Consider the following 12623-nt stretch of genomic DNA (forward strand, 5'->3'; position numbering starts at 1 on the left):
GCAAAAAACTAATGCGCCGTCGGCACCACCGTCGCCTCGTCCATCAGCGCCAGGAAGGGCAGGTCGCTGGGCTGGTTGCCATAGCCCCAGCGGCGGCCATAGGGGCCGGTCTCCTGCATCCACAGCGCCAGGCGGCGCGCCTTCTCCGCCCGCACGCAGTTGCCGGCCACCATTTCCCCCGTCAGCAGGCCGTCGTCGCCCACCGCCATTTCCGTGCCCAGCAGGTCATGCACCGGCAGGTCGGCCAGCAGGGTGGGCATGTACAGGGTCAGGGCCCCGGTCGCCACCAGCACGCGATGCCCCTGGTCGGCGTGCCGCAGCAGGGTGTCGCGCAACGGGGTGTTCCAACGCACCCAGGCCGCCATGTCCGCCGCCGCCGCCTGAGCCCGCGCCAGGGGCACCCCCGCCAGGCAGCGGCGCAGCAGCCGGCGCTTGAACGCCGTCTTGAAATCATCGTCAGCGTCGGCGGGGTGCCCCCCCTTCACCAGGGTGGCGCGGCCGGGCAGCCGGCGGGAGGCGGCACCCGCGGCGCTGCGGGCGAGGTGGCGGCGCAGCGTCTCGCCCCCCGCCACCCGCGCCAGGAAGGGCAGCAGGCTGTCGCCCCGCACCAGCGTGCCGTCGAAGTCGAACACCGCCAGGCCGGGCAGGCCCTCCGCCGGCGGGACGGCGCCCGCTGGGGCCTCAACGGTCGGACGGGCGATGGGGTGGGACATGGGGCGGCTCAAGGGACAGGCGGGCACGAGGGGGGCTGGCGGGGAGGGACGGTCTGTCGCACCCCCTGGGCACTCCGCGCCATAAAACGGGGTGGGCCGCTTCCTCTCAAGGGTTTTTCGCGCTAAGTGTCGGCCTTTCCGCCCAAGACCGACGGCAGTGCCATGATCACCACACCCACGGCCCCCACGACCCCTACCACGACCCTTACCGCCGCCGAGGCGGCCAAGCCCTACAAGATCATCATCGACACGGACCCCGGCCAGGATGACGCCGTCGCCATCCTGCTGGCGCTGGCCAGCCCGGAGGATGTGGAGGTGCTGGGCATCACCGCCGTGGCCGGCAACGCGCCCCTGCCCTGGACGGAGAAGAACGCCCGCCGGGTGTGCGAACTGGCGGGCCGGGCCGATGTGAAGGTGTTCGCCGGGTGCGACCGGCCCCTGGTGCGCCTGCTGCATACAGCACCGGAGGTGCATGGCGACACCGGCCTGGACGGCCCGGTGCTGCCCGAACCCACCATGCCCCTGCAGGCGCAGCACGCCGTCGACTTCATCATCGAGACGGTGATGCGGGAGGAGCCCGGCAGCGTCACCCTGTGCCCCCTGGGGCCGCTGACCAACGTCGCCCGCGCCCTGGTGAAGGAGCCGGCGATCGCCCCCCGCCTGCGCCAGATCGTGCTGATGGGCGGCGCGCAGATGGAGGGCGGCAATTCCACCCCCTGCGCCGAGTTCAACATCTATGTCGACCCGCACGCCGCCGACATCGTCTTCAAGTCGGGTGTGCCCATCGTCATGTTCCCGCTGGATGTCACCCACCAGGTGCTGACGGCCCGTCGCCACATGGACCGCATCCAGGCCGTGGGCAACCGCGTGTCCCAGGCGACCTATGAGATGCTGGACTTCTATCAGCGTTATGATGAGCACAAGTACGGCACCGATGGCGGCCCGCTGCACGATCCCTGCGTCATCGCCTGGCTGATCCGGCCGGAGATTTTCCAGGGCAAGACGGTGAATGTGGAAATCGAGACGGCCAGTCCGCTGACCACCGGCCAGACGGTCATCGACCGCTGGAACACCACGGGCCGCCCGCGTAACGCCACCGTCATGCTGAAGGCCGACAGCGACGCCTTCTTCGACCTGCTGGTGGAGCGCTTGACGCGCTTCGGCTGATACCGCGCCTCCGGCTTCGGGTGCGATCAGCAGCTGCACGATATTTGCAAGGTTGTCGTCCTGGGTGGGGGCGCCCCACCTCCTTTTGGTGAACAGGGGGACGATGATGGCTGCAATGATCGTCGCGGAGGGGGGCTCAGCCGCCGCGGGCGGGACGGGGGTCGCCGCTGACAAGAAAACCCAGGACAAGAAGACCGAAGACCAGAAGACGGACAGCGAGTTCGCCGCGTTGCTGAAGGGGGGAAAGATGACCCGAAGGCGACGCTGGCGGAAATCACCACTGGGGGTGTGCCGGGCTATTGGGCTTGGCGGCTCAAGGAATTGAAGGCTGAGATCGCCAGCCGCGTCATGGGCCAGATGGGGGTCACCCGCCAAGGTCTGGCCGCCATGTCCGAGGATGACAGGGCCGAGGTCGAGCGCCTCATCATGCGCGAAGTGGCGCGCGTCGTCAGGGAAATGACCACCGGGCAGACGCGCAAGGGACCAGGGCTGGAGGACGCCGCACCCGACGCCGGCACCCTGTCGGAGGATACCGGCGGCCAGGCCAGTGGGGACGCGGGGGCTGCGGCCCAGCCCCGGGCAGCCAGCCGTGGCCTGGACGAATCCACGCTGTCGGGGATGCTGGCGCAACAGGAAGTGGCCGGCTGAGCAGGGCCGACAGATCGGCAATAGTTGCCGATCTGTCGGAATCCTTTGCCGGGACGGACAGCGCTGCCTGCCCGGCTATTTGGGAGAAGGCGGCGGTTCTCCTGATTTTTCGGCTGGCCCGTCGCGGCCCGCGACTTGCTTGAAATCGTGGGCGGGCCGCAGGTTGCCGCCTGCCCCGTCGCGGAGGGGCAGGCACCCGGCCGAGGTCCATCCGCATCGTCATTTCATGGGACAGGAGGCTGAAGGCCATGTCGTTCCTGAACACCGGAAACCATACACAGGCCAACGCCTATGGCGGATTCGGCGCCATGGGTGCCGGTGCCGCCGGTTCGACCGGGGCGCAGGGCGCTGGCCTGTCCGTCAGCCAGACCGATGGCGCCTTCGCCAACATGCTGAAGGGCGAAGACGATCCCCAGACCCTGCTGAAGGACATGACCAGCGGTGGTGTCCAAGGGTACTGGTCCTATCAGATCAAGCAGATGAAGCAGAAGATCGCCGAGGAGACGGTGCAGTCCAAGGGGCTGACCGCCCAGGGCATTGCCGCCATGCCGGCCGATCAGCGCGCCGACCTGGAACGCCAGATCATGCGCGAGGTGGAGCAGAAGGTCCGCCAGATGACCGCCGGCGGCAAGGACGGCCTGGACGAAGCATCCAAGGCGGGGGGCGGGCAGATGAATGGCGGCGGGGCGCAGATGGCCGCCAACGGCAACCAGACCGGCGCCCGCAGCGGCGTGCCCATCGCCGGGGGCGACACCCTGCAGGGCATCCTGGCCGCCCAGGAGGCTGTGGGTTAGGACGGGGGGACTGGCACGGCCGGCCCAAAAGCGAAGGGGCGACCCGAAGGCCGCCCCTGAAACCCGCGCGCCGACCACGCCGGCGCGTCACCGGACCATGGAACCGTTCAGTGCGACTTGCCGCTCTGGATGGTGCCGGAGATCGAGCCGCCGTCGGCGATGCTGATACGGCCATAGCGGATGGTGCCGTCGACCTGGCCGGTCTCACCGATGGACAGGGTGCCGGTCACCTCGATGGTGCCAGTGGCGTGGCCGGAAACCTTCATGCTTTCCACCACCGCGGTCCCCTCGAAATGGCCGCCCTCGGCCACTTCCAGGACCTTCACCTCATTCAGTGTCACATCGACCAGGCGACCGGCGACATGCAGGGTGTGGCAATGGGAAATCTTGGCGCCCTCGATCCGCGCCTCGGGCGAGATGGTGGTGACGCCGCCGCCCAGGTCGGGCGCGCCTTCCGCCTGCGGTGCGCCGTTCAGGCCCGGCCGCAGAAAGCTGCGCGGATCGAGGATGTCACTGGCCATCGGTCCCCCTCATAGTCCGGCGCAGGCCGGCATCATATGAACCCAGCCGGCGCGGGCCGGCATCGTATCAAAACAGCCGGCGCAGGCCGGCATCGTATCAACGTTCCCGGCGCAGGCCGGCATCCCAACAACAACTCCGGCGCGGGGCGGCGCCTGTTCCCCACACGGCACCGTCCCACCCGCCAAAACGGGCCGGACACCCGGAAACTCTTAAGCGTTTCTGAGGCTTTTCGCAACATCTCCCGGGCCCATGGGCGGGCGGTGGGCGGCGCATGCATGGGCGCGCCCTCTCCGGGCGTTGCCGCCGCCTCCGGGCATCCGTATTCCGGGCGCATGGCAGGGCCGTCCAGGATAGGGCCGGTTGCGATTGACGAAGGGCTTGCGGCACACAATAGTCGGCGGTTCAAATCCCCGGTCGGCGCGCCGGGTGAGTCCCACGCTTTGTTATAATTCCGTGTAACGCGCCTCAGAAAATAAAGGAGTGTCAGGCCGTGATTCCTGTCGTGATGCCGACCTATTCCCGGATCGACGTTGTGTTCGAGCGGGGTGAGGGCTGCTTCCTCTACGACACGACCGGCCGACAATTCCTGGATTTCACCAGCGGCATCGCGGTGAACGCCCTTGGCCATGCCCACCCCTACCTGGTGGAAAAGCTGACCGAGCAGGCGCACAAGCTGTGGCACACCTCCAACCTGTTCCGCGTGGCGGGGCAGGAGAAGCTGGCCGGCCGCCTCAAGGAACTGACCTTCGCCGACACCATGTTCTTCACCAATTCCGGTGTCGAGGCATGGGAATGCGGCGTGAAGCTGGTCCGCAAGTACCACTATGAGACCGGCCATCCGGAGAAGACCCGCTTCATCGTCGCTGGCGGCAACTTCCATGGCCGCACGATGACGGCCATCGCCGCCAGCGGTCAGGACAAGATGGTGAAGGGCTTCGGCCCCCTGCTCGACAGCTTCGACCGTGTCGCTTACGACGACGTCGCGGCGGTAAAGGCCGCCGTGACGCCGCAGACCGCCGCCATCCTGGTGGAGCCCATCCTGGGCGAGGGCGGCATCCGCCCCGCCAGCTTGGGTTATCTGAAGGCCTTGCGCGCCATCGCCGATGAACATGGCCTGCTGTTGTTCTTCGATGAGATCCAGTGCGGCGTGGGCCGTACCGGCAAGCTGTTCGCCTATGAATGGGCGGGGGTGACCCCCGATGTCATGTGCATCGCCAAGGGCATCGGCGGCGGCTTCCCGCTGGGCGCCTGCCTCGCCACCGAAAAGGCGGCCCAGGGCATGGTGGCCGGCACCCATGGCAGCACCTTCGGCGGCAACCCGCTGGCCATGGCTGTGGGCAACGCGGTGCTGGACGTGGTGCTGCAGCCGGGCTTCCTGGACAACGTCATCGCCAAGGGCGCCCTGCTGGAGGGCAAGCTGGACGATCTCGTGAAGCGCCATCCCTCCGTGCTGGACAGCGTGCGCGGCAAGGGCCTGATCCTGGGCCTGAAGTGCGTCGTCCCCGCGGGCGACCTGGTCACCGCCCTGCGCGATAACGGCATGCTGGTGGTGTCCGCCGCCGACAACGTCATCCGCATCCTGCCGCCGCTGATCGTGGGCGAGGCCGAGATCAACGAGGCCGTGGCCATCCTGGACCGCACCTGTGCGGCCCTGGCGGCCTGAGGAGAGCCCAATCATGACCGCGACGACCAAGAAGGTCCGGCATTTCCTGGATATCAGTGATTTCGACACGGCCACGCTGCGGGAGATCCTGAACCGGGGCCGGGACCTGAAGAAGACCAACGGCACCGCCCAGCATCCCCAGCCCTTCCGGGGCCTGACGCTGGCGACCATTTTCGAGAAGCCGTCCACCCGCACCCGCGTCTCGTTCGAGGTGGGGATGCGCCAGTTGGGCGGCGATGTCATCACCCTGACGGGCCGCGAGATCCAGCTGGGCCATGGCGAGACCATCGCCGACACCGCCCGGGTGCTGTCGCGCTTCGTCAGCGTTATCATGATCCGCACGGATCATGAGACCAAGGTGCACGAGATGGCGGGGGCGGCCAGCATCCCCGTCATCAACGGCCTGACCGACACCTCCCACCCCTGCCAGATCATGGCGGACATCATGACGTTCGAGGAGAAGCGCGGACCCATCGAGGGCCGCGTCGTCTGCTGGAGCGGCGATGCCAACAACGTCTGCCAAAGCTGGATCCACGCGGCGGCCCGTTTCGGCTTCGAAATGAGGGTGGCGGCGCCGAAGAGCCTGCAGCCCACGGCCGACACCATCGCTTGGGCGGCGCGCGAAGGTGCCCGCCTGGTGGTGACGGACGATCCCAAGGCGGCGGCCGAGGGGGCGGACATCGTGGTGACCGACACCTGGGTGTCCATGCATCACAAGGATGCGCCTGCGCGCACGGCAATGCTGGCCCCCTTCCAGGTCAATGACGGGCTGATGAAACTGGCGTCCCCCGACGCCATATTCATGCATTGCCTGCCGGCCCATCGGGAGGAGGAGGTAACCACCTCCGTCATCGACGGGCCGCAGTCCGTCGTCTGGGACGAGGCGGAGAACCGCCTGCACGCCCAGAAGGGCATCCTGGCCTGGTGCTTGAACGCCTGATCGTTCCGGTATCGAAGCAAGGTTGCCCGGCTTTGAGGTTCCATAAGGCCCCGATCGGTTGACCCCGGTCGGGCGCCTTTATTTTTGGGGTAAGCGACCATGACCACCGCCGCCGTTTCCACCCTTGAGTCCTCCCCCGTTGCGCGGGACATCGACGTGGTGCAGCCCTTCCAGCTGGACCGGTCCAACCTGCGCGGCCGCATGGTGCGCCTAGGCCCGGTGCTGGATGAGATTCTGAGCCGCCACGCCTATCCGGGGCCCGTCGCGCAGATGCTGGCGGAAACGATCACGCTGGCGACCACGCTGGCGGCGGCGCTGAAGTATGAGGGCGTGTTCACCCTGCAGACCAAGGGCGACGGCCCCATCAAGCTGATGGTGGCCGACGTCACCAGCGCCGGCGCCGTGCGCGGCTACGCCCAGTTCGACGAGGACGCGCTGAAGGCCGCCCTGACGGCGGATGTCGAGGCGGCGCCCGTGCCCGCCCTGCTGGGCAAAGGCTATCTGGCCTTCACCGTGGACCAGGGGGAGCACACCCAGCGCTACCAGGGCATCGTTGGCCTGGATGGCGCCCGCATGGATGATTGCGTGCGCCACTACTTCACCCAGTCGGAACAGCTGGCGACGGGCATCGTCGTCCATGCCGGCCTATCTGATGGGGGCGCTTGGGGTGGCGGCGCCATCATGCTGCAGGCCCTGCCCGATGAGGATGCCGGCAGCGTGGCGTCGGACGCCAAGCCCAGCGATTTGGAGGACGATTGGCGGCGGGCCATGGCCCTGCTGTCCACCGTCACCCCGGATGAGGTGCTGGACCCGGCCCTGCCGGTGAACGACGTGCTGTACCGCCTCTTCCATGAGGAGGAGGTGCGCGCCTACGACCCCCACGGCCTGAACGCCCAGTGCCGCTGCTCGCGGGAGCGGGTGGTGACGGTGCTGCGGTCCCTGCCGCGCGAGGAAGTGGCGGAGTTGAAGGTCGATGGCGCGGTGGATGTGGCGTGCGAGTTCTGCAGCACCCACTACCGCTTCGACGATGCGGAGATCGAGGCCATTTACGGCCCGGCCTCCTGAGTTGGGCGCCCGTGGTTGGGGTCCGCTGCGGCATCGCCGTTGAAGCGGACCCCGCCAGCGCTTACCTGCAGTGCCTGATTGTTTGCCGATCCCAAGGATGAAGATGATGACGACCGAAACCGCGACGCTGGCTGGTGGCTGCTTCTGGGGTATGGAGGATCTGATCCGCAAGGTGCCGGGCGTGGTCGACACCCGCGTCGGCTATATCGGCGGAGCGCTGAGCAACCCGACCTATAAGGAAGTGAAGACCGGCACCACCGGCCATGCCGAGGCCATCGAGATCACCTTCGATCCGGCCAAGCTGACCTATCGCCGGCTGATCGAGTTCTTCTTCCAGATCCACGACCCGACGACCGCCAACCGCCAGGGCAATGACATCGGCAGCCAGTACCGCAGCGCCATTTTCTATGCCTCGCCTGAACAGAAGGCGGCGGCGGAGGAAGTGACGGCCGAGGTCGACGCCTCCGGCCGCTGGCCGGGCAAGGTCGTCACCGAGATCGTGCCGGCCGGCACCTTCTGGGAGGCCGAGGACTACCACCAGGACTATCTGGAAAAGAACATCGGCGGCTACACCTGCCACTGGGTGCGGCCCGACTGGGTGCTGACTGGCAAGTGATACGCGCGGCATTTGAACATGACCGTTCAAATGCTCCCTCATGCGCCGGGCGCCAGCATCCGCTGGCTTGGCTTCTCCTCGATTTCCAGTCCGCCTTCGTCTCCCCGGAGATCTCCAGCGCCCGCAGTCGCGGGCTACAGCGGCGCGAGTTCAAGTCTCGCGCCGCTGGCATAGACCGTTCCCACATCCTGGAATGAAAGGCCGCCTTCGCCATCGGGGGCGGCCTTTTCGCATTCAGCGCCCCATCTCTCGGCCCACGGGATAGCGCAGGTAGGCGGCGTCGCTGTAGGGGGTGCGCTCGTAGAACCAGGCCAGGCGCTGGTCGGGGCTGGCGGCGAAGGCGGGATCGGCCTTCAGCTTGGCCTCGAACCCCGCTTTCAGGGCGGGGCTGGCCGCCAGCATGCGCTCCGCCAGCGGGGCGATGGCATAGGGCTCGATATATTCGGTGCGTTGCAGGATTTCGGGGAAGAAGCCCCAGGCCAGGAACGACTCGCTGCTTTCGGCCTCCAGCAGCGCCGCCGCCAAATCGCCCAGCGGTTGGTCCGTGGGCACGCGCACACTGCCCTTGGGATAGCGCACCGTGCGCGTCTCATGCGCGTAGCCGGCCTTCACCAGCATGACATGGCCCTCGTTGGCCTCGGTGGCCAGCGCGGGCTCCACCAGCCGCACGCTGTCGACGGTGACGTCGCGCGGCCGGTCAAGCGTTTCCAGGACCAGGCCGTGCAGGCGCAGCCGCTCGATGATCTCGGGCTTGGTGGCCGGCACCCAATAGGCCTGCGGCCGGGTGACACTGACGCTGACGTGGTCGCCGTAGACAGGCATGCGCACGGTGGGGCCGGGCCGGCCCAGCCAGCGCACCTCCGTCCCACCCGAGGCGGGGGACAAATAATCCTCGTGCCGCATGGTCTTGAAATCGATGCTGCCGCTGGGCGTCTTCTCCGCCTCGAACGCCACGGGGATGGGGTCGGGGCGCCGGGCCCGGTCGGATGCCATGGCCTGGCGCAGGGCGGCACCCTGGTTCGCCAGCAGGGTCAACGCCCGCTCGACGAGGATATAGGTGCCCAGCACGCGCTGGCGGTAGGGCTTCAGGGCGTGGTTCTCCACCAGCACGGTGGGGATATGGGCCAGATTGCCGTAACCGACGGAGAAGCGTAGGGGCGTGGTGCCGCCGGTGATGCCGCCTTCCGGCTTGCGGCCATCGGCTTCCATCACCAGCGGGCCGGGGATGTGCCCGGCCTTGCTCAGGGCCTCGGTTTCCGCCGCCTTGAACGGGCCGGCCAGCCAGCGGTCGATGGCCGGGGAAAACGGGGCCCCGGCGCCCATATCGTCACCAGGGGCCTCGTCATTGCCGAAGGTGATGTCATAGGCATAGTCCATGCCGTCGGTGACATGGATATCCAGGTACAGGTCGGGCTGGTACCTGGTGATCAGGCCGATCATGGCCCGCATCTCCGGCGCGTCCAGCTTGCCGTAGTCGCGGTTCAGGTTCAGGTTCTGCGCCGTGGTGCGCCAGCCCTGGTTCATGGGGCCGCGCTGGTTGGGCCGGTTATAGGCGCCCGCGCGCTCATGCCCATCGACGTTGAAGATGGGCACGAACAGCAGGTTCACGCCATCCAGCAGGCCGTCCTTGCCGCGCTGGGTGATGTCGCGCAGCAGCATCAGGCCCGCGTCCTTGCCGTCGATCTCACCGGCGTGGATGCCGGCCTGCACCAGCAGCAGGGGCTTGGCCGGGTCCGGCTTGCCGTCCACCAGGCCCTTGGCGGCCAGCACCGCCACCATCTCCCGCCCCTCGGGCGAGACGCCGAACACCTCCTGCCGCAACAGGGGGGACGCCGCGACCAGCCGGTCGATGAAGGCGCGGGTCTCGTCATAGCTGGGCGTGGCCGTCAGGCCGGTCAGCTCCGCCGGCGTGGCCCAGGGATCGCCCGCCTTCACCACCAGCTTTTCCGAGGCGCCGCGCCAGGAGGGCACGGGCGGCAGGAAGTCGGTGTCCCAGGGCTCAGTTGCGAAAGCCGGGGATACGGTCGACAGCCAAGCCGCCGCGCATAGCGCCAGGAATGGGGATTTTAAGATGGACACGATCTCTCAGAAGTTAGGGTCGGGCAGGAAGAAGCGCTATCCTGGGTGACCCGGATGGCGCCGCCATCCCGCTCAGCGCCAGCGGCGGCCCTCCCGTTGGCCATGATTAAGGTAATGTTCGGCCGGTTCCACATTGGCCGCCTTCACGTCGGGGTTCAGGGCGAGATACGCTTCGGGATCGAAATCAGCGGGTAGCTTGGTGCTCCTGGCCGTTTTGCCGGGGACCGTGACTTTAATGAAAGCCTCGGGCACCTCATGGCCGCAAATCTTGTTGGCGACCTGCCCACCCTGCGAGATGTCCATCAGGTTACGGAAATAAATGTTGCCGTAAAAGGGATCTGACGCCAAAGGCGTATAATAACTACAATCATCAAAATAGTAGTGCGTAACTTGGCTGTAGCGTGTGCGGTTTAGGTCATTTTGCTTACCGCCCGCGTGCAACAGATTGGCAGACCAAATTAGGGCCTGCCCCTTTTTTGCTAGAAATATCTCTGGCTTGACATCATGTACTGAGATCAGTTCCCGCCAAAGATATTCATAATCGCCATATTGGGCGAATTGTCGGTTCAGATGTTGAGAATTAACACCAATATGTTCATTCAGATAAAGCGGCCATTTATGGCTTCCGGGATAGTACATCAGGGGGCCGTTATCCATATCGATGTCTTCCAGCGCCACCCAAACCCCACACATAAAGCGTTCGGGAATGGAACTGAAATGGACACTGTCACTATGAACATGCTGCTGCGTACCCACCGCGAAGTTCAGCGTCTGAAAGGGAAAGGCGCGGCGACCGTAGAGGCGTTCCAGTAACTTCAATACGTGCTGATTGGCGGCAATGCGGCGGACGTTGGCGTTGGTCTCCCAGGCGTCTTGAATCCGGAGTGACGGTATTTGCCCCGCTCGCCAAGCTTGCCAATCGTACTGGCCACTCAGTTCCTCGCGGATTTCGGTCGCCAGCCGATCGAATTCCGGTTCGGGAAAGTCGACGACGGCATAGCCCTTTTCCCTTAAATCCTGTGCGATTCGCACTTCTTCAGGAGTCGGATCCTGCGCCATGAACAGGCGCTCGAAGAAGGGAGACTCCACCACTGGCACGCCGGGCAGCGGGTTGCGGTACTCGTTCCTCAAGCTCATGTCTCATTCCACTGAAAGGGTATTAAATTAATGATTGCCCTCAGGATAGACGAGATTCAAGAGGAGTATTTCTTGCTATCGGAGCAAAAGGTGCGCGCAGAATGGGAAGGATAAACGAAAAAGCCCGGCTGGGCGATGCCAACCGGGCTCTCGGATTTGGTGGAGCTAAGCGGGATCGAACCGCTGACCTCTACAATGCCATTGCATGCAACTTCCAACGAAATCAAAGGCTTGATCCGGCCGGCAAGAGCAAACGCACGCAACGCCATCAAAGGCTTAGCAGGCTATGCGTGTCACTTGCGTTCGAGACCAAAGCGCTTCGACCCCGCTTTCCTGGGCCGGCCCCAACCCTAGCGCCGGCCTCTCCCCTGTCAATAGGCTACGCTGGCTGGAACAGGTCCAGGACGCCGACCTGGGCGGAATCGTCGTCGCCGTGGCGGCGGCCCTGATTCGCTTCCACAACTCCCAAACCGGCCTGACCTGCCCCAGCCTGGAAAGCATTGTCCGCGTCGCCGGCTTCTGCGAGCGGTCGGTGCGCAAGGCCATCACCGCGCTGGTTGAGGGCGGGTTCCTGAGAGTGACGCGGCGCCAGGCGCGGTCCTCGCACTACGGCCTGGCGCTCAAACCGGCACCTGGTGCCGGTCAGGAGCCGGCGGAGGTGGCAGGTGATGACCTGGCCTGGTATGCCGAGCGGCAGGAGGTGCCGGCCTTACCGGCACCAGGTGCCGCCAAACAGGGGAAAGAAACCTCCTGTACCGGCCGGGGGATTACGCCAGGAGCAACGGACCTGGAGGTGGAGCGCTTGGCCCGTCGCATCCAGCAGGCGAGCGCCACACCCTGGCGCCTGGAGAACGCCCGGCGCGACGTGCTGGACGCCGTGGGCCGTGTGGGCGCCGACCTGGTGCGGGGGCTGGCGGAGCGCCTCGTGGGGTGTGGGCTTCAGGCTTGGGAGGTGAGGCGGGAACTTGAGGGGCTGGTGGCCGCGTCGGGGGCCTCGGCGGCACGGGAGCGTGTCCCGGGGGCCCGGCCCCCCTTGGCACTGGCTGCGGCCTTCGCCGTCCAGGTTATGGGGGCTGTCGATACCTCCCGCCGTCTACGATGGCATGCCCGCGCCCGGCAATCGGGTACACCGGCGCCGATGTACGATCTGGAGGCATGGGTTCCGGTGATCGCCGATGAGTTCCTGGCGGCGGAACGGCCCAGGACCTGGGCCCGGTTCCAGTCCGCGCCCGATCAGCGCCGGGTCGCCGGAACCGTGTAGGCGTCATTTCGGCGGCGC

General features: G+C 66.5%; 13 protein-coding genes. 9 read left to right on the top strand and 4 right to left on the bottom strand.

What is annotated here, in order from left to right; genetic code table 11:
• Positions 1–8 precede the first annotated feature (8 nt).
• On the bottom strand, positions 9–713 hold the full coding sequence (locus UCD39_RS20920) for an HAD-IB family phosphatase (RefSeq protein WP_330497713.1): 705 nt from the start codon (positions 711–713) through the stop codon (positions 9–11).
• Between the two features lie 126 nt (positions 714–839).
• On the opposite strand from UCD39_RS20920, the gene UCD39_RS20925 reads away from it, so the two are divergent.
• The 4 genes from UCD39_RS20925 (at position 840) to UCD39_RS20940 (ending at position 3322) form a co-directional block, all read left to right on the top strand.
• On the top strand, positions 840–1880 hold the full coding sequence (locus tag UCD39_RS20925) for a nucleoside hydrolase (protein WP_330497714.1): 1041 nt from the start codon (positions 840–842) through the stop codon (positions 1878–1880).
• A 115-nt stretch (positions 1881–1995) separates the two neighbouring features.
• Positions 1996–2205, top strand: coding sequence for a hypothetical protein (locus UCD39_RS20930; protein ID WP_330497715.1), 210 nt, complete (start codon positions 1996–1998; stop codon positions 2203–2205).
• Positions 2202–2528 carry a hypothetical protein gene (locus UCD39_RS20935; protein WP_330497716.1) on the top strand — a complete coding sequence of 109 codons (327 nt, stop codon included), beginning with the start codon at positions 2202–2204 and terminating at the stop codon, positions 2526–2528. The genes UCD39_RS20930 and UCD39_RS20935 overlap by 4 nt, the downstream gene beginning before the upstream one ends.
• A gap of 248 nt (positions 2529–2776) precedes the next feature.
• On the top strand, positions 2777–3322 hold the full coding sequence (locus UCD39_RS20940; RefSeq protein WP_330497717.1) for a hypothetical protein: 546 nt from the start codon (positions 2777–2779) through the stop codon (positions 3320–3322).
• A gap of 107 nt (positions 3323–3429) precedes the next feature.
• On the opposite strand, the gene UCD39_RS20945 is transcribed toward UCD39_RS20940, so the two are convergent.
• A complete protein-coding gene (locus UCD39_RS20945) occupies positions 3430–3843 on the bottom strand; it encodes a bactofilin family protein (protein WP_330497718.1) in 414 nt (137 codons plus the stop codon).
• Between the two features lie 491 nt (positions 3844–4334).
• On the opposite strand from UCD39_RS20945, the gene UCD39_RS20950 reads away from it, so the two are divergent.
• The 4 genes from UCD39_RS20950 (at position 4335) to msrA (ending at position 8128) form a co-directional block, all read left to right on the top strand.
• A complete protein-coding gene (locus UCD39_RS20950; RefSeq protein ID WP_330497719.1) occupies positions 4335–5507 on the top strand; it encodes an aspartate aminotransferase family protein in 1173 nt (390 codons plus the stop codon).
• A gap of 13 nt (positions 5508–5520) precedes the next feature.
• Positions 5521–6447, top strand: a complete 927-nt coding sequence (argF, locus tag UCD39_RS20955; protein ID WP_330497720.1) for an ornithine carbamoyltransferase — start codon at positions 5521–5523, stop codon at positions 6445–6447.
• 99 nt (positions 6448–6546) lie between these two features.
• Positions 6547–7512 carry an Hsp33 family molecular chaperone HslO gene (gene hslO / locus UCD39_RS20960; protein WP_330497721.1) on the top strand — a complete coding sequence of 322 codons (966 nt, stop codon included), beginning with the start codon at positions 6547–6549 and terminating at the stop codon, positions 7510–7512.
• Between the two features lie 103 nt (positions 7513–7615).
• Positions 7616–8128: a peptide-methionine (S)-S-oxide reductase MsrA gene (msrA, locus tag UCD39_RS20965; protein WP_442943685.1), complete on the top strand. Its 513-nt coding sequence runs from the start codon at positions 7616–7618 to the stop codon at positions 8126–8128.
• Between the two features lie 234 nt (positions 8129–8362).
• On the opposite strand, the gene UCD39_RS20970 is transcribed toward msrA, so the two are convergent.
• Positions 8363–10207 carry a M14 family metallopeptidase gene (locus UCD39_RS20970; protein WP_330497722.1) on the bottom strand — a complete coding sequence of 615 codons (1845 nt, stop codon included), beginning with the start codon at positions 10205–10207 and terminating at the stop codon, positions 8363–8365.
• Positions 10208–10279: 72 nt separating this feature from the next.
• On the bottom strand, positions 10280–11344 hold the full coding sequence (locus tag UCD39_RS20975; protein ID WP_330497723.1) for a phytanoyl-CoA dioxygenase family protein: 1065 nt from the start codon (positions 11342–11344) through the stop codon (positions 10280–10282).
• 286 nt (positions 11345–11630) lie between these two features.
• Here UCD39_RS20975 and UCD39_RS20980 point away from each other — a divergent pair, with 286 nt between their 5' ends.
• Positions 11631–12605: a hypothetical protein gene (locus tag UCD39_RS20980; protein WP_330497724.1), complete on the top strand. Its 975-nt coding sequence runs from the start codon at positions 11631–11633 to the stop codon at positions 12603–12605.
• Positions 12606–12623: the final 18 nt, after the last annotated feature.

Origin of the sequence: Nitrospirillum karajorum, assembly GCF_036348415.1 — a bacterium.
Classification (GTDB): domain Bacteria; phylum Pseudomonadota; class Alphaproteobacteria; order Azospirillales; family Azospirillaceae; genus Nitrospirillum; species Nitrospirillum amazonense_B.